The organism is Janthinobacterium kochi, assembly GCF_051380715.1.
In the GTDB taxonomy this organism is placed as follows: domain Bacteria; phylum Pseudomonadota; class Gammaproteobacteria; order Burkholderiales; family Burkholderiaceae_D; genus Janthinobacterium.
This window is the reverse complement of the sequence record NZ_JBNYXO010000001.1, coordinates 765,717-784,066: the sequence shown is the minus strand read 5'-3', so window position 1 is coordinate 784,066 and position 18,350 is coordinate 765,717. Positions and strand designations below refer to the sequence as shown.

At 63.3% G+C, this 18,350-nt stretch carries 17 protein-coding genes and 1 riboswitch; of the genes, 10 read left to right on the top strand and 7 right to left on the bottom strand.

The genetic code is table 11. The annotated features are described in order from the left end of the window. From fos to ACQ4WL_RS03645, 5 genes are all read left to right on the top strand, one after another. Positions 1–411 carry a fosfomycin resistance glutathione transferase gene (gene fos / locus ACQ4WL_RS03665; RefSeq protein WP_436508353.1) on the top strand — a complete coding sequence of 137 codons (411 nt, stop codon included), beginning with the start codon at positions 1–3 and terminating at the stop codon, positions 409–411. 275 nt (positions 412–686) lie between these two features. Beyond that, positions 687–773: riboswitch (cyclic di-GMP riboswitch) on the top strand. An 83-nt stretch (positions 774–856) separates the two neighbouring features. Further along, positions 857–3,484: a S53 family peptidase gene (locus ACQ4WL_RS03660; protein WP_436508140.1), complete on the top strand. Its 2,628-nt coding sequence runs from the start codon at positions 857–859 to the stop codon at positions 3,482–3,484. Positions 3,485–3,624: 140 nt separating this feature from the next. Beyond that, positions 3,625–4,062 (top strand): MbcA/ParS/Xre antitoxin family protein, encoded by a 438-nt coding sequence (locus ACQ4WL_RS03655; RefSeq protein ID WP_436508139.1) that lies wholly within the window; start codon positions 3,625–3,627, stop codon positions 4,060–4,062. A 2-nt stretch (positions 4,063–4,064) separates the two neighbouring features. Continuing rightward, positions 4,065–4,763, top strand: a complete 699-nt coding sequence (locus ACQ4WL_RS03650; RefSeq protein WP_436508138.1) for an RES family NAD+ phosphorylase — start codon at positions 4,065–4,067, stop codon at positions 4,761–4,763. A 51-nt stretch (positions 4,764–4,814) separates the two neighbouring features. Then, positions 4,815–5,135, top strand: coding sequence for a DUF2288 domain-containing protein (locus ACQ4WL_RS03645; protein WP_436508137.1), 321 nt, complete (start codon positions 4,815–4,817; stop codon positions 5,133–5,135). Here ACQ4WL_RS03645 and ACQ4WL_RS03640 read toward each other — a convergent pair. From ACQ4WL_RS03640 to ACQ4WL_RS03620, 5 genes are all read right to left on the bottom strand, one after another. Continuing rightward, positions 5,132–7,270 (bottom strand): TonB-dependent receptor plug domain-containing protein, encoded by a 2,139-nt coding sequence (locus ACQ4WL_RS03640; RefSeq protein WP_436508136.1) that lies wholly within the window; start codon positions 7,268–7,270, stop codon positions 5,132–5,134. The genes ACQ4WL_RS03645 and ACQ4WL_RS03640 overlap by 4 nt on opposite strands. A 72-nt stretch (positions 7,271–7,342) precedes the next feature. Continuing rightward, positions 7,343–8,065: an ABC transporter ATP-binding protein gene (locus tag ACQ4WL_RS03635; RefSeq protein ID WP_436508134.1), complete on the bottom strand. Its 723-nt coding sequence runs from the start codon at positions 8,063–8,065 to the stop codon at positions 7,343–7,345. Positions 8,066–8,075: 10 nt separating this feature from the next. Then, entirely contained in the window at positions 8,076–10,028 is a 1,953-nt protein-coding gene (locus ACQ4WL_RS03630; protein ID WP_436508132.1) for a branched-chain amino acid ABC transporter ATP-binding protein/permease, read from the bottom strand. Positions 10,029–10,035: 7 nt separating this feature from the next. Further along, a complete protein-coding gene (locus ACQ4WL_RS03625) occupies positions 10,036–10,926 on the bottom strand; it encodes a branched-chain amino acid ABC transporter permease (protein WP_099377468.1) in 891 nt (296 codons plus the stop codon). 85 nt (positions 10,927–11,011) lie between these two features. Next, positions 11,012–12,169, bottom strand: a complete 1,158-nt coding sequence (locus tag ACQ4WL_RS03620; protein ID WP_436508131.1) for an ABC transporter substrate-binding protein — start codon at positions 12,167–12,169, stop codon at positions 11,012–11,014. 334 nt (positions 12,170–12,503) lie between these two features. On the opposite strand from ACQ4WL_RS03620, the gene ACQ4WL_RS03615 reads away from it, so the two are divergent. Both ACQ4WL_RS03615 and ACQ4WL_RS03610 read left to right on the top strand, forming a co-directional pair. Then, entirely contained in the window at positions 12,504–13,388 is an 885-nt protein-coding gene (locus tag ACQ4WL_RS03615) for a GumC domain-containing protein (RefSeq protein ID WP_436508130.1), read from the top strand. Between the two features lie 9 nt (positions 13,389–13,397). Continuing rightward, a complete protein-coding gene (locus ACQ4WL_RS03610) occupies positions 13,398–13,796 on the top strand; it encodes a hypothetical protein (protein WP_436508128.1) in 399 nt (132 codons plus the stop codon). 12 nt (positions 13,797–13,808) lie between these two features. Here the strand turns inward: ACQ4WL_RS03610 and ACQ4WL_RS03605 are convergent, their stop codons facing one another. Then, positions 13,809–14,303 carry a tetratricopeptide repeat protein gene (locus ACQ4WL_RS03605; protein ID WP_436508127.1) on the bottom strand — a complete coding sequence of 165 codons (495 nt, stop codon included), beginning with the start codon at positions 14,301–14,303 and terminating at the stop codon, positions 13,809–13,811. After that, positions 14,300–16,333 carry a bifunctional 2',3'-cyclic-nucleotide 2'-phosphodiesterase/3'-nucleotidase gene (locus tag ACQ4WL_RS03600; RefSeq protein WP_436508125.1) on the bottom strand — a complete coding sequence of 678 codons (2,034 nt, stop codon included), beginning with the start codon at positions 16,331–16,333 and terminating at the stop codon, positions 14,300–14,302. The genes ACQ4WL_RS03605 and ACQ4WL_RS03600 overlap by 4 nt, the downstream gene beginning before the upstream one ends. On the opposite strand from ACQ4WL_RS03600, the gene ACQ4WL_RS03595 reads away from it, so the two are divergent. The 3 genes from ACQ4WL_RS03595 to ACQ4WL_RS03585 all read left to right on the top strand — a co-directional run bounded on the left by ACQ4WL_RS03595 (position 16,332) and on the right by ACQ4WL_RS03585 (position 18,341). Further along, positions 16,332–16,619, top strand: a complete 288-nt coding sequence (locus ACQ4WL_RS03595) for a hypothetical protein (protein WP_436508361.1) — start codon at positions 16,332–16,334, stop codon at positions 16,617–16,619. The genes ACQ4WL_RS03600 and ACQ4WL_RS03595 overlap by 2 nt on opposite strands. Beyond that, a protein-coding gene (gene prfB, locus ACQ4WL_RS03590; protein WP_289949229.1) for a peptide chain release factor 2 occupies positions 16,536–17,640 on the top strand; the annotation gives its coding sequence in 2 pieces (ribosomal slippage) (positions 16,536–16,616 and positions 16,618–17,640; 1,104 coding nt in all). Before ACQ4WL_RS03595 ends, prfB begins: the two co-directional genes overlap by 84 nt. Next, on the top strand, positions 17,640–18,341 hold the full coding sequence (locus ACQ4WL_RS03585) for an HAD family hydrolase (RefSeq protein ID WP_436508124.1): 702 nt from the start codon (positions 17,640–17,642) through the stop codon (positions 18,339–18,341). The genes prfB and ACQ4WL_RS03585 overlap by 1 nt, the downstream gene beginning before the upstream one ends. Positions 18,342–18,350 lie beyond the last annotated feature (9 nt).

Below are 18,350 nucleotides of genomic sequence, written 5' to 3'. Positions count from 1 at the left end.
ATGTTGACCGGCCTGAACCACCTCACCCTGTCCGTGCGCGACCTGGCGCGCAGCGTCGTCTTTTACCGCGACACGCTGGGCCTGCGCCTGCATGCGTGCTGGGACAGGGGCGCATACCTGTCGGCCGGGGATTTGTGGCTTTGCCTGTCGCTGGACGCGGAGGCGGCCAGCGACACGGGCCGCACCTACACGCACTACGCCTTTTCCATTCCCCAGGAAAATTTTCCCGCCTTTGCCGCCCGCCTGCGCACCATCGGCGTGCCCGAATGGCAGCAAAACCGCAGCGCTGGCGATTCCCTGTATTTTCTCGATCCGGACGGCCACCAGCTGGAAGCCCATGCGGGCAACCTGGCGCAGCGGCTGGCGGCCTGCCGCGCAGCGCCGTATCCAGGCATGGTGTTCGAGGATTGATGCGCGAAAACTATATATTCGTTAAATTCATGAAATTTATTCAATCATCAGAAAATGCAAGTACCGTTGCTGGGGAAAAACACTGTCACGCATCGATACCCCTCTGATAACCTTGCCTATAAGGCTTAATCAAGCTGGCAATATTACCTTCGAGAATAGGCAAATTCGCCACATAACATTGCAAAAATGAAAATGTTCATTGAAAATAGTTAACATTTATTTGGCAAATTCGCTAGAATTGATAACGCAGCAGGAAGTCTGTAACGATGCATGATCAATTCTGAGGGCAAACCCGTCGAAAGGCGGGGACGCAAAGCCACCGGCCTACCGCGCGCAAGCGCCACGGCAGCGGGGCTGCCAATGCAGGGCCGGGACCGCCAGCGCGCGGCGCCATGCCTGGATACATTGTCGAGATGTGGCCCTCGCCAACTCGGAGAGTTTCGCCATGAAAAAATTCACCCCTTTGCATCCCTGCCACGGACGCCTGCTGCTGGGCGCCACTGCCGCCCTCCTGCTGGGCGCTTGCGGCCCCGGCCAGGAGACATCGGCGCCACCCGCCGCCATCGCCACGGCCGCGACACAGTTCACTGTCGAGGTGCCCGTCATCCCCGCCGCCGTCGGCGCGCTGGTGGTGCAACCGATGTTCCATGCCGCCCCCGCCCTGCTCGATGCGCCTGACGGACGCGACAGCGCCAACAGCAGCGGCTCGGCCCACTGGCGTCCGCACTTGCAGCACGTGCCCGGTGCCATGACGGAAATGCGCACGCGGCGCCTGACGGCGCAAAAGATCACCGCCGCGGAACAGGTGGCACAGGTGGCACAGGATATCGCGCCGCTGCTGGACGGCGGCGCGAGCGACATCGCCGCGCCCATGGCCGGCAGCAGCGTGGTGGCCACCTACTCGCCCGCGCAAATCCGCGCCGCCTACGACCTGCCCGCCCTGCCGGCGGCGGGCACGGCGCTGACGCCAGCCCAGGCGGCACAGCTGGGCGCGGGGCAGACGATCTACATCGTTGACGCCATGCACAACCCGAACGCGGCCGCCGAACTGGCCATCTTCAACCAGAAATTCGGCTTGCCAGGCTGCACCCCCAAGACCATCGCCACGAATGCCACCCTGCCATTGCCGCCAGCGCCGGCCAGCGGCTGCGAATTTTCCGTCGTGTACAACACGCCATCGAGCACCATGACGGCCACCGCGCCCGCCTATAACGCGGGCTGGGCCATGGAAATCGCGCTCGACGTGCAGTGGGCGCATGCCACGGCGCCGCTGGCGCGCATCGTGCTGATCGAGGCACCCGACGCATCCATCAACAGTCTGCTGGGCGCCGTGCGCCTGGCCAACATGATGGGACCTGGCGTCGTCTCGATGAGCTTTGGCGCCGCCGAAGGCAACTGGACAGCTTCCGTCGACAGCGCCTTCACGGGCAAGAACATGAGTTACCTGGCCGCCACGGGCGACTCGGGCAGCGGCGTGTCCTGGCCCTCCGTATCGTCCAACGTGCTGGCCGTGGGCGGCACCACGCTCAGCTACAGCGGCAGCGGCGTGCGCAGCGAAACGGCCTGGTCCGGCACGGGTGGCGGCATCAGCGCCTACACGGCACTGCCAAGCTACCAGACGGCCAGCGTCCCCGGCCTGACCAACCTGTTGCGGCGCAACGTGGCCGACGTGGCCTTCAATGCCGACCCCGCCACAGGCCAGTACACGGCCGTGATGGCTCCCGGCAGCAGCACCGCCAGCTGGCTCAGCATCGGCGGCACCAGCCTGTCCACGCCACAGTGGGCCGGCCTGGTCGCCATCGCCAACGCCAGCCGCGCGTTGCAAGCGAAGACGGCGCTCGGCTTGCCGCACAGCATGTTGTACGGCCAGATCGCCACCGTGCCCGGCACCTTTGCCAGCAGCTTTGCCGACATCACGCGCGGCAGCAACGGCACGTGCAGCGTGTGCACGGCCAGGGTCGGCTACGACCCACTGGGCGGCCTGGGCACGCCCAACGTGAAAAGCCTGCTGGCCAGCCTGTCGGGCACGCAGATCGCACCCGCCGCCCCCGTGGTGGCGCCGGCCAGCATCAGCGGCGCGGCCGGCAAGCCGCTGTCGTTCACCGTCTCGGCCAGCGCAGCCCATCCTCTCAGCTACGCCATGCTGGGCGCGCCGGCCGGCATGGGCATCGCCGCCACGGGCGTCGTCAACTGGGCCGTCCCCGTCGCCGGCACGTATGCCGTGACCATGGTGGCCCGCGATACCGTCAGCGGCCTGAGTGGCCAGGGCGTGTACAGCATCGTCATCGCACCCGTCGCGCCGCCCATCGTCGCTGCCGGCGCCATCATGGGCAAGGTTGGTACGGCGCTGGCATTCAATGTCAGCGTCAGCGCCGCCAATCCTGTCAGCTACACGCTGAGTGGCGCGCCTGCCGGCATGACCATCAGCAGCGCCGGATTGGTGAGCTGGGCGGTGCCGCTGGCGGGCACCTATGCCGTCACCGTCACGGCCAAGGACAGCAAGACCGGCTTGAGCGGCAAAGGCATTTACACGGTGGCCATCGCCGCCCCGCTGCCGCCCGTGGTGACGGTGGCCAGCGTCAGCGGCAAGCCGGGCGTGGCCCTGTCGTTCACCGCCACGGCGGTGGCGCCCAACCCCGTCACCTATAGCCTGGCGGGCGCGCCGTCCGGCATGGCCATCAGCGCCGCCGGCGTCGTCAGCTGGGCCAAACCCGTGCTGGGTAGCTACAACGTGACCGTCATTGCCAGAGACACCAGGACGGGCTTGACCGGGCAGGCCGTGGCCACGGTGAAAATCGCCGCCACCGGGCCCACGATCAGCGCCGCTGCCATGACGGGCGTGGCCGGCAAGACCATGAGCGGCAGCATCGTGCTGACGGCGCCGGGCGCGAATGCGCTGTGGATCTCGATCACCGGCGCGCCCCTGGGCATGCAGTTTTCCATGAGCGGCATGACCATCACCGCCCGCTGGCCCCTGCCCGTGACGGGCAGCTATGCGCTGAAGGTCGTGGCGCTGGACAATAACGGCTTGACGGCGCAGCTGACCGTGCCGGTCACCGTCAAAGCAAAATAAGCTGGCGCGGCCCGCTTTCCAACGGGGCGCACCGGGACACCCGTCCTGGCGCGCCCCGTTTTTCATGCGCGCGGCCGTTGCAATGAATCCGAAAAAGGAGTATAAATAATCCGCAAACAGAGTTTTATCGAAGGAGTGCCATGAATCTCGCCTATGCCTACCCCAAGAGCCGCTTCGAGCCGGCCGTGCTTGTCGACCTGAACGCCAAAGCCGAGCGCGAGCGATTGTCGCAGGCGGCACTGAAGGGATTTTTCAAGCTGGTCGCCGCCTGGAAGTTGCGCGACGACGATGCGCGCGAATTGCTAGGCGGCCTGTCCAGCAGCGCCTACTACGAGTGGAAGAAGCACCCGGACCGCGTGCTGGAAGTGGACCGCATCACGCGCATTTCCTATTTGCTGGGCATCTACAAGGCCTTGCACATCCTGTACGGTGACAAGCTGGCCGACAAATGGGTGAGTTTGCCCAACAAAAACCCCATCTTCGGCGGACGCACGCCCCTGTCGCAGATGCTGGCCGGCGGCTTGCTGGCCATGCAGACGGTACGCAAGCTGCTCGATGCGCGCCGCGGAGGGCTGTAAGCGTGCCTGCCATCGCCGATGCATACCTGCCGCCGCTGGCCGCCCTGCGCCAGATCGACACTTGCCGCCTGATTCCCTCGCGCTTCGCCGACATGGAAGACTCCGTGCTGGCGCCGCTGGCCGAGGACGACGCACACCTGCGCGAGCTGTTCGAGCTCGATAACGCGACCAACGCGCGCCTGGTGGCCGAGTATGGCGGCGCGCCAGGAATTGGCGTGGACGAGCTGGTTTTTGGCGTGCCGCACTTCCGCATCATCAACGCCGCCTACACCTACGCCCGCCCGGAAGGGGCGCGTTTCAACGATGGCGAGCGGGGCGCCTGGTATTGCGCCTTCGACATGGAAACGGCGCTGGCCGAGATCATTTTCCACAAGACCGTGGAATACCAGGAAATCGACTATTTCGACGACAGCGTCAGCTACCAGTCGCTGCTGGCCGATTTTTCCGCCAGCTTCCACGACCTGCGCGGCCAGGAGCGCTATGCGGCCTGCCTCGACCCGGTCAGCTACATCGCCTCGCAAGACCTGGCCGCCATCCTGCTCGAAGCCGGTTCCATGGGCGTCATCTTCCCCAGCGTCCGGCACGCCAGCGGCACCAACCTGGCCTGCTTCCGCCCTGCACTGGTCGGCAATGTTCGCAAAGGCGCCGCCTATCGGTTAACATGGCGGGGTACGTCGACGCCGCAGGTGGAAGCCCTGTAAGGCCACGCAAGCGCGCATCGGCACCCGACTCACCGCAACTTGATATTTCGCATGCAAACCAATCCTGAAAAAGACACCGAACTGCGCCTCAAAGTCAACAGCGAAACGGCCCGCCTGGCCTGGAGCGAACTGGAAAAGCACTTCGCCCAGGGCAATGTCGTCTGGGTCGCCAATGAACTCGATCTGGTCGAAGTGGCCGTGCGCATCTCGCACGACGACAAGGCCACCATCACGCAATGGATGGCCGATAGCAAAGTGGCCAAGGTATCGGACCAGCAGGCGCTGGACTGGCAAGCGGCCGATGCGGCGCTATGGGCTGTCGTCGTCAGCCCGTTTATTTTGGTGCAGCAGGAAAAGCCGACGCAACACTAAAGGCTGCGTTCGAGCATCAGGCGCAGCGAAGCGCTGCCGTCCAGGCGCGTCACGCTGTCGCTGCGGCCCGCATCATCAACATACGATTGCCCTTGCACCTGTAGCTGGCGCAGCAAGTTGGCCGCCGACAGGCGCACGCGCGTTTTCGCGTCCGGCTGCCACAGCGCATATGCGTCGAGGGTGCGCCGCACGCCCGCATGGCTGCTGGCGTGCGCATCGAGCCGCGCCAGGCCGCCCGTCTGCACGTTCAGATTGCCGCCCATGCTCATCCTCGGCGAGAGCCGGAAATCGAGTCCCAGGTTGAGCGTGGCCGGCACCTGGCTGGCCAGGCGGTTGCCGGGACCCGGCACGGCGGCGACGCTGGACCAGTTGCGCCCCGCATTGGCGCGCACATCGATGTCGGGCGCCTGCACCCACCAGGTCCGCACCGGGAACTTCACATCCAGCTCGATGCCCCGCACCGTGGCCGTGCCGTTGTTGAACGGGCTGGCGGTCCAGATGCCATCGTGCTGGAACAGGCGCTGCACGGTGACGTCGCTGATACGCCGCGTGTATGCCGACACGCTGGTCACGCCGCTCTTGCCAAAATAGCTCTCCCAGGCCGCGTCCAGCCCCCACGCCAGTTCCGGACGCAGCTCGGGATTGCCCTGAAAATCGGGGTTATTGGCGCTGTTGCCGTTATTGATCGTGTAGCGGCGCGGCACCAGGTTGCGCGTGGTGGGCGCCTTGTAGGTGCGTGCCAGCGCCAGCCGCAGCTGATCGCGCTCCTGCCGCGGCGGCTTCCACAACAGCTGCGCCACGGGACTCCAGACGCTGGCCCGCGTGCGCACTTCGCTCAAAGTGCGGCCCTCGGTCGCCGTCTGCAAGCCTTCCCAGCGCACGCCCGCATACATTTGCAGGCGTGGCGTCACGTCCCATTCATCCTGCGCATACAGGGCCAGGCGCCGCACATCGGCCGTGTAGTCTTCATCGAGCGCATACGGTGCGCCACCGGCAAGATACGTGTCACGCTGGCGGCGCGATTCGCTGCGGCGTATCAGGCTACCATCCCAGCCCAGGCTCAGGGCATGCCCGCCGCCCAGCCTTCCCAGGTATTTGCCGCTGCTGTTGACGCTGTCGTCGATGGCGTCGGAGACCACGCCGCGCAGCAGCAGGGGCGCGCCATCGGCCGCCGCGCCATGAAACGCGTAATCCGTATCGCGCCGGTTGTGGTTGACGCCCAGCTTGGCCGTCAGCTTGCCCGCCGCCCCCAGCGCGTGCGCCCAGCTCACATCGCTGCGCGCCGAAAACACGCTGGCTTGCGAGGTGGCGCCATTGCGCGGGTAGCTGCTAGCCGCGCCCGTCAACACCGTTTCGCGGGCCACACCGTCAAACCCCGTGCGATACCAGTCCAGCAGGCTTTGCCAGGTGAGCGTGTCACCATTGTCCAGGGTCCAGTGCAGGCGCGGCGTCAGGCTGGCCTTGTTGACAGAAGAAGCATTGCGCGTGCGCGTCTCCCGCAGCGCCAGCGGCGTGCCGGTGGGATCGGATATTGTCTCAGTCATCCTTCCCGCCACGTCATCGGCCGTGCGCTCCAGCGCGCCCGTCAGCGCGTAGGCGAAACCCGGCAGCTTGCCCGCCACGCGCAGGGACGCGGCAGGCTGCCAGCGGCCATCGCCCCGGCCCGCGCCCAGCTTCCATTCGCGCTCGGCGCCGCTGGCGCCCTTGCGCAAGACGACGTTGATGCTGCCGGCGACGGCCTGCATGCTGTATTCGGCCGTCGCGCTGCGCAAAATCTCGATGCGCTCGATCATCTCGGGCGCGATCGATTCGATGGAAAACCCGGGTGGCGCCGGTTCGCCATTGATCAGTATTTGCGTGTAGCCGGCGCCCAGGCCGCGCATGCGCACCTCGCCGCCGACGACGGAGACGCCGGGCTGGCGCTTCAGGGCCGCCGCCAGGCTGCTGTCGCCATATTGAACCAGGTCGTCACGGCTGACGATGATCTTCGCGGCCGTATCATCGCGCCGCTGCTGCACGCCGCTGGCGGCTGAAATAGTGACTTTCTGCAGCGGCGCATCTTCGGCGCAGGCAACGGCTGGCAAGAACAGAAAAGACAGAGAAAAGAACGGTAAAGTCGAACTGGCGCTGCGCATGATGCCTTTTCTACACTGCGGGAAAGGAAGCGCGCAGTGTAGAGGATTTGACAATATTCGGCAAGCGCCTTGTCAGTGCCCTCCCCCCAGATACGCGGCGATCACCTTCGGGTCGGTTTTGAGACTCTCGGCCGGGCCGTGCACGGAGATGCTGCCGTTTTCCAGCACATAGCCGTAATCTGCCACGTTCAGGGCGGCGGCGGCGAATTGCTCCACCAGCAGCATGGTCACGCCTTCGGCCTTTAATCGCGTGATGATGCGGAAGACTTCTTCCACCAGGATGGGCGCCAGGCCCATCGACGGCTCGTCCAGCAAGATCACTTCCGGGTTCAGCATCACGGCGCGCGCCATGGCCAGCATCTGCTGCTCGCCGCCCGACAAGGTGCCCGCCAACTGGTCGCGCCGCTCCTTCAGACGGGGGAACAACTCCAGGGCCTTGTCCAGGTCGCCCTTGATGTCACCTTTCGGGCGCGAGCGCGTAAAGCGGGGGAAGGCGCCCAGCAGCAGATTGTCCGTCACCGACATCGAGGCGAACACGCGCCGGCCTTCCGGCGAATGGGCCAGGCCGGCGCGCGCGATGCGGTGCGAGTCGAGGCCCGTGACATCCTTGCCACCCAGCGTGACGGTGCCCGATTTGGGTTTCAGCATGCCGGAAATGGCGCGCATGGTGGTGGTCTTGCCGGCGCCGTTCGATCCGATCAGGGTCACCAGCTTGCCCTTCGGGACGTCGAGCGAAATGCCGTGCAGGACCTCGACTTTGCCGTAGGCGGCGTGCAGATTTTGAATGGTCAGCATGGTCTTCCTCTCAGTGCGCCGCAGGGGCCAGGGTTTCGGCGCTGCCGCCCAGATAGGCTTCGATCACTTTCGGATCGCTCTGGACAAGCGCGGGCACGCCTTCGGCGATCTTCTGGCCGAAGTCCAGCACCGTCACCACGTCCGACAGGGACATCACCACATCCATGTGGTGCTCGATCAGGATGATGGTGATGCCATGCTCGCGAATCTTGCGGATGATGGCCATCAGTTCCTTGATGTCGGGCGCCGTCAGGCCCGCCGCCGGTTCATCGAGCAGCAGCAGGCGCGGATTGAGGCCCAGCGCGCGGCCGATTTCCAGCAGCCGCTGCTTACCATACGGCAAATTGCGCGCCTCTTCGTTGGCCAGGTCGGCCAGGCCGACGAATTCGAGGATGCTGGCGGCCCGCTCGCGCGCCGCCGCCTCTTCGCGCTTGTAGCGGGGCGTGTGCAGCATCACGTCCAGCACGTTCGACTTGAAGGTGTTGTGCAGGCCCACCAGCACGTTTTCCGTGGCCGTCATCTCGCCGAACAGCTGCACGTTCTGGAACGTGCGCGCCACGCCGCCCAGCGCAATCTCGGACGGCGTGCGCCCGGAGATCACGGCACCGGCAAACTCCACCTTGCCTGCCGTCGGCTTGTAAATCCCCGTCAGCACATTCATCATCGTGCTCTTGCCCGAGCCGTTCGGCCCGATCAAGCCATGCACCGAGCCTTGCGTGACGGTCAGGTCCACCTGGTTCAGCGCTTTCAGGCCGCCGAACTGCATCAGCGCCTGGTCCACGCGCAGCAAAGGCGCTCCGTGCGATCCGCCCTGCGCAGGGTCGATCTGCGCGAACGGCGCCACGCCGTGGGAAGCGACGGCCTGCACATGGCGCCGGCCCTTGCCCACAAAGCTCATCAAAAAGCCGACGATGCCGTCCTGCAGGTAGTAGACGACAAATAAAGTCATCAGGCCGAAGATGGTCAAACGCCAGTCAACCATGTTTTCCAGTTTGTAGGAAAACGCGGCCAGGCCGATGGTGGCGACCAGGGGCACGAGCACGCCGCGCACGGTGGAGCGCTTTTTCGCCAGCATGAAGGCGGAGCCGATCACGCCCAGCACGGCGGCGCTGACGGCGATCTTGCGGAACAATTCGATGTCGGCCAGCAAACTGGGCAGCATGACGACGATCAGCGCGCCGATCAAGGCGCCCGAACGCGTCTTGCGCCCGCCCATGATGACGGCCAGCAGGAACAAGATCGTCAGCTCGAAGTTGTAGGTGTTGGGCGAGATGTATTCTTCCGAATACGCATACAGGCTGCCGGCCAGGCCTGCGAAACCGGCGCTGATGACAAACGCATAGACCTTGTAGCGGTACACGGACACGCCCATGCAGTCCGAGGCGATCGGACTGTCGCGCAAGGCTTCAAATGCCCGTCCCAGGTTCGACTTCAAAATGCGATGCACCACCACCAGCGAGATCACCATCAGCGCGGCGACCATGTAGTAGTACTCCACCTCGGAGAGCTTGTGGCCGAACAGGACAGGCTTGTGGATCTTGATGCCCATCGGGCCTTCCGTCAGGAAGCTCATTTCATTGATCAGGATTTGTATGATGGTGCCGAAGGCCAGGGTCACCATCGCCAGATAGGGCCCCGTCACGCGCAGGGCCGGCAAGGCCAGGATAGCGCCAAACACGGCCGCGCCCAGGATGCTGGCGGGGATGGCCAGCCAGAACGACAGGCCCAGCTTGAACACCAGCACGCCTGTGACGTACGAGCCGATGCCGAACAGGCCAGCATGACCCAGCGACACCTGCCCCGTGTAGCCGACGACGATGTCGAGGCCGAACAGCAGGATGGCGTAGATCAGGATGGTCTCGGCCAGGTGGATATAGTAAGGGTTCGGGATAAGGATGGGGAACAGCGCGAGCGCGGCCAGACCCGCCGCGCTCAGCGCCAGCATGGTGATTTTCTTGTTCATGTGATCCTCAGACTTTCTTGATCGCGGCTTTGCCGAACAGGCCGGACGGCTTGACGGCCAGCACCAGCAGCAGGAGCAGCAGGCCAGGCACTTCCTTGTAGCCGGTGGAGATGTAGTAGCCGGTGGTCGTTTCCGCGATGCCCAGGATCAGACCGCCGACGATGGCGCCCACGCCCGAGGTCAGGCCGCCGATGATGGCCACGGCAAACGCTTTCAAGCCCAGCGACGCGCCCATGGTGGCCCCCGTCAAGGTCAGCGGCGCCACCAGCACGCCCGCAAAGGCGGCCGTGGCCGACGACAGCGCGTAGGAAAACGTGATGACCATGCCCGTATTGATGCCCATCAGGCCGGCCGCGTCGCGGTCGTTGGCCGTCGCCACCACGGCCTTGCCGTAGATCGATTTGCGGTTGAACACTTCGACGGCCAGCATGATGGCCAGCGCGCCGACGATGACGGCCACCTGCATCTGCTGCACATTGGCGCCAAACACCTGGAACGGCGCGGCCGACAGCGGCGACGGGAACATCAGGTCATCCTTGCCCCAGATATTTTCCGCCACGTTCTTGAAAATGATGGCCAGCGCGATGGTCGACATGATCCAGCCGAATTCGGACTTGATCTTGATGGCGGGCCGCACGCCTATCCATTCGACGAACACGCCCTGCAAGGCGCCGAAGACGATGACGATGGGGATCATCAGGAGATAGCTCATGTACGGGCCGCCGTGGATGGTGCCCACCAGCGAGAGGCCCACCAGCGCGCCCAGCATCAGCGATTCGCCCTGGCCGAAATTGAGGGTGCCGGAAGTGGCAAAGGTCAGCTGGTAGCCGAAGGCGATGACGGCATAGATCATGCCCAGGGCTACGCCGCTGAAGACAAGCTGCAGGAAGATTTCCATGGTGTTCCCCGGAAGACGAAAGATGAAAAAATGGCCAGTCCTGATTCCTCAAGGCTGGCCACTGCGCGGCGAATGTCTGCCAGGCTTATTTCGCGAGGACGACTTTGCCGTCCTTGACTTCACCGAAGACTGTCAGCTCGGCCGTGATCGCTTCATGGTTGGTCTTGCTGAACGGTTTGTTGTAGGTGGTGACGGCGCCTTCCACCTTTTCATTCAGGTTTTCCAGCGCGGCGCGCACTTTCGGGCCATCCGTGCCGCCGGCCTGCTTGAAGGCGGCTGCCAGCAGGTAGATGGAATCGTAGCCTTGCGCAGCCGAGACGGCCGAAGGCATGCGTCCGCCCGATGGCTTGTAGGCGGCCACGTAGGCGTCGATGAAGGCCTTGCGCTTCGGTGTGCTGGCATCCTGGATGAAGGTTTGCGGCATGCGCGTGCCATTGCCGTTCTTGCCAGCGTTGTCGATGAAGTTACCCATGGCCAGGGTCCAGCTGCCGATCAGCGGCACTTTCCAGCCCAGTTTTTCCATGCCGTTGGCGATCTGCGCCAATTCCGGGCCGATGCCGTAGGTCAGCACGACTTCCGCACCCGCCTGCTTGGCTTTCAGCAGCTGGGCCGTCATGTCGACGTCCTTGATGTTGTATTTTTCCACAACGACGGCCTTGATGCCCTTCTTGTCGAGCGCCTTTTCCAGGTCTTCGCGGCCCAGCTGGCCATAGTTGGTGGAATCGGCCAGGATCGCCACTTTCTTGAACTTGCGGTTCTCGATCGCCTCGTGCACGATCATGCCGGACTGGATGGTGTCATTGGCCGCATTGCGGAAGATATAGTTTTCCGGCTGGTCGGCGAATTGCTTGGTGACGATGGAGCCCGTCGCCACATTGTTCATGACGGGAATTTTCGCTTCCTGGTAGAAGCGCTGCGAAGCCAGGGCCACGCCCGTGTTGATGTAGCCGACGGTGGCGGCGACTTTTTCCTTGTTGATCAGCTCCTGGGCGATCTGCACGCCGCGTTCGTTCTTCGCTTCGTCATCGCGCTCGATCAGCAGCAGGGAACGGCCCAGTACGCCACCCTTGGCATTGATTTCAGCCACGGCCAGCTTGACGCCGTCGCGCATCGACACGCCCATCGGCGCGGAACCGCCCGTAAACGGTCCGGACACGCCGATCTTGATGGGGTCGGCTGCGACTGCCGCCTGCGAGAAACCCAAAACCAAACTTGCCACGAGCAATTTCTGTTTCAAATTCATTGTCATCTCCTCTGATACAACGTTTTTAATGCCACTTATTTTTATAGTCGTACGCTGGATAACCGCCCCATCGATAAATCATTGTAGGTGAGTAAACATGCACCAGCAACAACTACATATGACGCGTCGCAACATGCGGAAAAGACGCAATTGCTGTTCCGCTGTCAGTCTTTTGTAAGGAAAATATGACGCAAATTGACACAGGTGCTGCACATCGTCACACGGTGCATGTATCTGATCTATGTCAAAAGTATGGCGACGCCATGCTGATATGGTCATTGAACCAGGGTCAACCGGCCGTGGCGGCAATCCCACCCACACCATGGAGTCCCCCATGCGCCAGACCATGACTACCATCTGCGCCTGCCTGCTGATCGGCGGCATGAGTAGCGCCTGCAAGAACTTCACGCCGGTCGACAAGTTCGCGGGACAGACGGTGGCGATAACGGAAGTATTCAAACCCATGCTGACGCATTCCATGGGCAGTTGCACCAATAATGTACGGCGCAACAGCATCATCACCGACCGCCCCTACGTTGCGCAGGAAACGGAACAGGATCTGGTCCGGCGCTGCAAGGACTATGCGACGCAATTGGCGGGCACGGCCGAACTGAACGAAGTATTGAAACGCTACGCGGAAGTCCTTGCCGCGCTGGCCAGCGACAAACTGGCGAACTACAGGGAAGAGATCGGCGCCCTTGGCGGTTCGCTGGGCGCCTTGCAGTCCAGTAGCACGACGCCGGTGCTCGACGCCGACCAACTGGATAAAGTCACACGCCTGAGCGCGCTGATCAGCCAGATCGTGACGCAGCAAAGACAGCAGTCGGGAATCAAGGAACTGCTGGCGCGCGAGGAAGATATTTATATCATCAGCAATGCGCTGAAAAAGTATGCGCAGCAAAACTACCAGGCCAATCTGCACGACGAGAGCCTGACGCTGGCTTCCCTGAATCGCTCGCTCGACAACGCCGCCAGCAGGGAACCCGTTGCAAGCAACTATCTGAAAGCCAAACTCTATCTGGATGGGCGGCAACTGCAGGAACGTGGCAAAGTCATCGACGCCTATATTGCCGCCATGACGGAACTGCAAAACAGTCTCAGCGCCTTACGCGCCAAGTCCATGAAAGACCCGGCATTGGAGCGTCAGCTGGACACCTTCGCCAAGCAGGTCGATACCCTGCAAAAGCGGGCCGCCGATTATTCACCATCCCACTGGTAGGAGCAAGACATGGGCAACGCTATCGCACTCGATGAAAAACACACCACGGAAATCGCCGACAAGCTGGCACAGGCCTCGAACCAGGTACTGGAACTACGCATCGCGCTGACCGACCGCACGCCGCCAACGCCGCCAGCCGTGCTGCATGATCTCAAACAATATGAAAGCCACCTGGACCAGATGGTGTCTTTTTTCCGCGCCCATGGCATCTACCTGATCAACCAGGGGGCACAACAGGCATTGGCCAATGTGAACACGGCCATCGAACAAGGCAGGAAAACCGTGGCCGACATCCAGCATACGCACGCGGCCGTCAAGGCAGCGGCAGGCCTGCTGGACCTGGCTGCCGCCCTGCTGTCGCGCAACCCGCTGGCCATTGCCGAGGCTGCAGACAGCCTGCGGAGCTGACCTGGCGGACAATCACGGCGCGTCGGACCGGTGTCCCATCGCGTGCGTGGCCATCTTCAGGTACAGGAACGACTGCTCCTCGTTGTGCGCATAACCCATGCGGCCCTCCGCCAGGGCCACGGATTTCTGCTGCAGCGCTTCCGGATACTCCAGGTCGCAGGCCGCGTCGAGCCAGTAGCGCGCCCTGGCTTCGTCGCTGTCCTGCAGCAGGTTCGCCACGATGAACATGGCCGGCGCCACGCCGCGTTGCGCGGCCAGCTCCAGCCAGCGCAGCGCACCGGCGCTATCCTGCGGCCCGCCCATGCCATTCTTGAACATCAAGCCCAGGTAATACGCGGCAGGACCGCTGCCCTGCCCCGCCGCCTGTTCGAACAGCGCGCGCGCCTGCGGCTGGGACGCCGTCCCGGCACGCATCAAGGCCTTGGCCTGGGCCGTGACATCCGATGCAGGAGAAGCCGCCACGGGTGTCGCAAACACTGCGGCCAGCAACCATGCCGCCAGCTTCATTTGGACAGGTCGAGCTGATACAGCGCAAAGCCCTTGCCTGCGCCATCATCGGCCTTCAGCTGCGTCACATTGGTGATGCCGGCCGCCCTGGCCAGGTCGATCACGTTCGGCGCCGAGTGAAACACCACCGGGCCTTGCGTGGCGACCTTGGCGAAGCGCCAGCTGCGCGCCGAACCGTTTTTCGCGCGCGTCAGGTGCTTCTGCTGCGTGACGTAGGCGATCAACAGTTCGCGGTTGTTGTCGGGCGACGCCACCACCGTCTTGCTGCCGTCGAGGCCAGGGAAATTGCCACCGCCGCTGGCGCGGTAGTTATTCGTCGCGATCAAAAATTCCTGCGCCGCATTCACAGGTTGACCTTTATAGGTGAGCGCCTTGATGCGCTGGCCCGGCGGCTGCGTGACGTCGATCTGGTAGCGCACGTCGGCGCTGGTGAGCGTATCGAAGTTGTAGCTCGGATGGGCCGTGTTGACCAGTTCCTGTGGCTCGGCCTTGTGCGGATCGATGGTGTTGAAGCGCTGCGCCGACTGTTCCAGCCAGGCTTTCAGTTCCGCGCCATTCATCTTCACGCCGTACAGCGCGTTCGGATACAGGTACAAATCGGCCGCGTTGTTCAGCGCCACATTGCCCGCCTTGACGTCCGTGTAGTCGGACACGCCGGCCGAGCCGCTCTTGAACGGCGACGACATCGACAGCACGGGCAAGTGCGCATATTGCGGCAAGTTCGCCTTCACATACGCGGCCAGATAGCCCGATTGCGCCTGGTTCACCACCTCGATGGCGCTGACATCGCCCACGTCGGCGAAATACGTCGACATGCGGAAATCGGTGGCGCCGACCGGTGTCTGCACGTAGGCGATGGTGGCCGCGTGCTCCTCGGCCACGAGTGTGGCGATGGCCGCATCGGGCGTTACATAGCTCTTGTCCGCATTCTGGATGCCGCGCGCTTCCACCGTGGTGGCGCTCTTGTCGATGACCCACTGCTTGCCGTCATGGCGCAGGGAGAGGCCGATCACGCCCAGGTGCTTGCCCCACAAATTGGCCATCACGGTGGGCACGCCATTGACCAAGCCACGGGCCTTGTCGACGCCGGGCAGATTAAATTGCGGCACCGTGCTGGCCGCGTTCGGAAACAACTGGTGCGAGTGGCCGATCAGCATGGCGTCCACGCCCGGCACTTGCGACAGGTAGTAATTGCCGTTTTCCATGGTCGGCGAGTACGGGCTGTCATCGAGGCCGCCGTGCGAGATCGCCACCACCAGCTCGGCGCCCCTGGCGCGCATCTCGGGGATGAATTTTTCCGCCGTCTCGCGCACGCCCTGCGTGTAGACGCGGCCTTCGAGCCAGCGCTTGTCCCAAGCCATGATGGTGGGCGGCGCGAAACTGATGATGCCCACTTTCACGGTACTGGTCATGGGCTTGCCATCGGGGCCGGTCGCCGTGATTTGCTTGGCGATGATGTGATATGGCGCAAACAGGGGCTTGCCCGTCTTGACGCTGTAGACGTTGGCCAGCACTTGCGGAAATGCGGGGCCGGCGCAGCGCGGTTTGCTGGCGTCGACGCTGTCGACGTCGAAGCGATTGCCCGTCACCTGGCTCAAAAACGCCAGGCCGTAGTTGAATTCATGGTTGCCGATGCCGCCGCCATCGACCTTCAGCAGATTCATGGCCTTGTAGATGGCCAGCGTCTGGTCGCAGGCCAGCGGTTTCACGAGGGCCTGGTAGTCGGCCAGCGCCGTGCCCTGGATGGTGTCGCCGTTGTCGAGCAAAAGGTTGTTCGGGTACTGCGCGCGTGCCTGGGCGATCAGGGCCGCCGTGCGTTCCAGGCCGATCGACGGTTCCGCCTGCAGCTTGTAGTAATCATAACTGAGCACATTCGCGTGCAAGTCCGTCGTCTCCAGCAGGGCCAGGGTGGCGCTGCTGCCCGCTGGCGCAGCGGCCAGCGCCCGGGCGGGCGCGTGGGCGGCGGGCGGCAAGGCGCCGCAGCCGGCCAGCAGCAAAGGTAACAGGGCAAGACGGGGGAGCTGAAGCATGATGTATTCCTGTGGAAAGACAATATCGCCAGCATCATACGCAGCACGGCAGCCATCTTCAAGGCAAAAATATTGTCGCAAATACAGCAAAATCGTCATTTTATTGCCCTGTGCGGCAGCAATTGCGCTGCGGCGGCAGCGGAAACGCGCCGCGCTGGCGTATAATTCAAGGTTTGATTTCACCATAGAAGACCAGAACATTATGGAAGCCGAACGCATCAATATCATCTCCGCCCTGCTCAACGACCTGACCGTCCGCGAAGCCGAACTTCGGAGGTATCTTTGACTTCACTGTCAAGTCGGAGAAACTAGAGCAAGTCAACGAAGAACTGGAAGATCCGACCGTCTGGAACGATCCCAAGCGCGCCCAGGACCTCGGTAAAGAGAAAAAGGCGCTGGAAGCGATCGTCTTCACGCTGACCCGTGCCGATGCCGACCTGCGCGACACCCGCGACCTGTTCGACATGGCCCGCGAAGAAGGCGACGACGAGACGCTCGAAGCGATCGAGCAGGACGTCCAGGAAATCCGCAAGGTCATCGAAAGCATGGAATTCCGCCGGATGTTCAACAATCCGATGGACCCGAACAACTGCTTCATCGACATTCAGGCTGGCGCCGGCGGTACGGAAGCCCAGGACTGGGCCTCGATGCTGCTGCGCCAGTACCTGCGCTATTGCGAACGCAAGGGCTTCAAGGTCGAAATCCTCGAGCAGTCAGACGGCGAGGTCGCCGGCATCAAGACGGCCACCCTGAAGGTCGAAGGCGATCACGCCTATGGCTTCCTGCGCACGGAAACGGGCGTGCACCGCCTGGTGCGCAAGTCGCCATTCGACTCGGCCAACGGCCGCCACACCTCGTTTACGTCGCTGTTCGTATATCCGGAAGTCGACGATTCGATCGAGATCGACGTCAACCCGGCCGATATCCGCGTCGATACCTACCGCGCGTCGGGCGCCGGTGGTCAGCACATCAACAAGACCGACTCCGCCGTCCGCATGACCCATGCGCCGACCGGCATCGTGGTGCAGTGCCAGAACGACCGTTCGCAGCACCGCAACCGCGCCGAAGCGATGGAAATGCTGAAAGCCAAACTGTACGAGCATGAACTGCGCAAGCGCATGAGCGAGCAGCAAAAGCTGGAAGACTCGAAAACGGACGTGGGCTGGGGCCACCAGATCCGCTCCTACGTGCTGGACCAGTCCCGCATCAAGGACTTGCGCACCGGTTTCGAGACGGGCAATACCAAGGGCGTGCTCGATGGCGACATCGACGAATTCATTTCCGCCTCGCTCAAACAAGGCGTGTAATGAGCACTTCCGCTCCGGCACTGGCGAAGCAAGCCTTCCTGTTCGACATGGATGGCACGATCGTCGACAACATGGCCTTCCACACGACCTCGTGGCTGGCGTTCTTTGAACGCCAGGGCCATGTGCTGGAGGCGGACGCTTTTTTCCGCGACACGGCAGGACGGCAAGGCCGCGAAATCATCGCCAAGTACCTGGGCGAGGATGCCGACCACGTTACCCTGCTGGCTGAAAAGGAAGTCGTCTACCGCGAACTGTATGGCCCGCACCTGGCTACGGTGGCCGGTTTCGACCGGCTGATCGCCTGCGCGCGCCAGGCTGGCGTGGGACTGGTGGTGGGTACGGCTGCGCCGGACGAGAACATCGCGTTCACGCTCGACGGCCTGGACCTGCGCCACCGCTTCGACGCCATCGTCGGCGCGGCCGACGTGGAGCAGGGCAAGCCGCACCCGGACGTTTTCCTGAAAGGCGCGCTGCTGGCCGGCGCGCTGCCGCACAACTGCATCGTCTTTGAAGACGCGCCCCTGGGCGTGGAAGCGGCGCGCCGTGCCGGCATGCGCGTCGTGGTGCTCACCACCACCTTGCCGGCCGAAGCATTTGCCGCCTTCGATAACGTCATTGCCATCGTGCCGGATTTCTCCGCACTCGACGTCGACGCACTGTTTGCCAGCGTGGCGCCAGCGCTGGCGCCACATCATCAATAATCACCAACG

Bases quoted from the DNA above. Each gene is read 5' to 3' on its own strand.
- fos (WP_436508353.1), top strand. From the start codon at position 1: ATGTTGACCGGCCTGAACCACCTCACCCTGTCCGTGCGCGACCTGGCG.
- ACQ4WL_RS03625 (WP_099377468.1), bottom strand. From the start codon at position 10,926: ATGGAAATCTTCCTGCAGCTTGTCTTCAGCGGCGTAGCCCTGGGCATG.
- ACQ4WL_RS03660 (WP_436508140.1), top strand. From the start codon at position 857: ATGAAAAAATTCACCCCTTTGCATCCCTGCCACGGACGCCTGCTGCTG.
- ACQ4WL_RS03655 (WP_436508139.1), top strand. From the start codon at position 3,625: ATGAATCTCGCCTATGCCTACCCCAAGAGCCGCTTCGAGCCGGCCGTG.
- ACQ4WL_RS03620 (WP_436508131.1), bottom strand. From the start codon at position 12,169: ATGAATTTGAAACAGAAATTGCTCGTGGCAAGTTTGGTTTTGGGTTTC.
- ACQ4WL_RS03635 (WP_436508134.1), bottom strand. From the start codon at position 8,065: ATGCTGACCATTCAAAATCTGCACGCCGCCTACGGCAAAGTCGAGGTC.
- ACQ4WL_RS03645 (WP_436508137.1), top strand. From the start codon at position 4,815: ATGCAAACCAATCCTGAAAAAGACACCGAACTGCGCCTCAAAGTCAAC.
- ACQ4WL_RS03630 (WP_436508132.1), bottom strand. From the start codon at position 10,028: ATGAACAAGAAAATCACCATGCTGGCGCTGAGCGCGGCGGGTCTGGCC.
- ACQ4WL_RS03610 (WP_436508128.1), top strand. From the start codon at position 13,398: ATGGGCAACGCTATCGCACTCGATGAAAAACACACCACGGAAATCGCC.
- ACQ4WL_RS03640 (WP_436508136.1), bottom strand. From the start codon at position 7,270: ATGCGCAGCGCCAGTTCGACTTTACCGTTCTTTTCTCTGTCTTTTCTG.
- ACQ4WL_RS03615 (WP_436508130.1), top strand. From the start codon at position 12,504: ATGCGCCAGACCATGACTACCATCTGCGCCTGCCTGCTGATCGGCGGC.
- ACQ4WL_RS03605 (WP_436508127.1), bottom strand. From the start codon at position 14,303: ATGAAGCTGGCGGCATGGTTGCTGGCCGCAGTGTTTGCGACACCCGTG.
- ACQ4WL_RS03600 (WP_436508125.1), bottom strand. From the start codon at position 16,333: ATGCTTCAGCTCCCCCGTCTTGCCCTGTTACCTTTGCTGCTGGCCGGC.
- ACQ4WL_RS03595 (WP_436508361.1), top strand. From the start codon at position 16,332: ATGATGTATTCCTGTGGAAAGACAATATCGCCAGCATCATACGCAGCA.
- ACQ4WL_RS03585 (WP_436508124.1), top strand. From the start codon at position 17,640: ATGAGCACTTCCGCTCCGGCACTGGCGAAGCAAGCCTTCCTGTTCGAC.